This is a genomic window from Streptococcus parasanguinis (assembly GCF_001578955.1).
Classification (GTDB): domain Bacteria; phylum Bacillota; class Bacilli; order Lactobacillales; family Streptococcaceae; genus Streptococcus; species Streptococcus parasanguinis_U.
On record NZ_KQ969689.1, the window covers coordinates 740,670 to 741,712 of the forward strand.

Below are 1,043 nucleotides of genomic sequence, written 5' to 3' on the forward strand. Positions count from 1 at the left end.
AAAGTCTACATCAAAATCTTCTGCATCAAATTGATCTGCTCCGACGCCGATTTCTTCATCTGGACCAAAGCCGACACGGATCTCCCCGTGTTTGATTTCAGGATGCGCTGTCAGGTATTCGATAGCCGTCATAATTTCAGCGATACCAGATTTATCATCTGCTCCCAGAAGAGTAGTACCGTCCGTCGTGATCAAGGTTTGTCCCTTGTAGTTGTTCAAATGAGCAAAATCAGCTGGATCCAGTGTGAAACCAGAACCCCCTAGAGCAATGACACCCCCATCGTAATTCTCAACGATTTGTGGATTGACATTTTCAGCATTGAAGTCAGCGGTGTCCATGTGAGAGATAAATCCAATCTTGCGTGTAAAGCTTGGATCATTAGCTGGAAGTGTCCCAATGGCATAGCCGTTTGGCAAATAGTAGACGTTTTGAAGACCCACGCGTTTCATCTCAGGGATCAAAACGTTTGTTGCAAAATCAACTTGTGATTGGGTACTTGGAGTGGTTGTAGAATTCTCGTCTGAACGTGTGTTAACCTTTACATAGGTAATAAAACGGTCCAACAAATTTGCGTATTTCATGATCATTCTCCTTTTTCAGTTTCAATTAATTTGTGAATAGCATGTGCCACGCCATCTTCATCATTGGTCAGGGTGATGAAGTCTGCGATTTCCTTGACAGCAGCATTGCCATTTCCCATAGCGACGCTATAGCCAGCAAAACGAAGCATTTCAAGGTCATTATTAGCATCTCCAAGAGCCATAACCTGGTCTCTGCTGTAGCCTAATGTTTGGCTTAATGCTTGAAGAGCAGATGCCTTGCTCGCACCTTTAGGAAGGATTTCAAATAGGATATTCTGTGAACGAACAGTGTTAAAATCAGCTTCTAATGCAGCCTCGTGCTGAGCTTGAAAGGCATCAATAGCAGAAGGATCTCCCACATACATAGCTTGAAAAATAGGAACAAGGTTGGGTAGATCCTCTTCTGAGACAGGTGTTGGTTTACTATTTACGATGCCGGCATCCATCGTAACCAGTTCACT

At 43.5% G+C, this 1,043-nt stretch carries 2 protein-coding genes; both read right to left on the reverse strand.

Annotation, left to right across the window (positions count from 1 at the left end; translation table 11 throughout):
• A partial coding sequence (gene pepT, locus SPADD19_RS03570; protein WP_128861570.1) for a peptidase T occupies positions 1-582 on the reverse strand: 582 nt, incomplete at its 3' end.
• A 2-nt stretch (positions 583-584) separates the two neighbouring features.
• On the reverse strand, positions 585-1,043 hold a 459-nt coding region (locus SPADD19_RS03575), incomplete at its 5' end, for an HAD-IIB family hydrolase (RefSeq protein WP_128861569.1).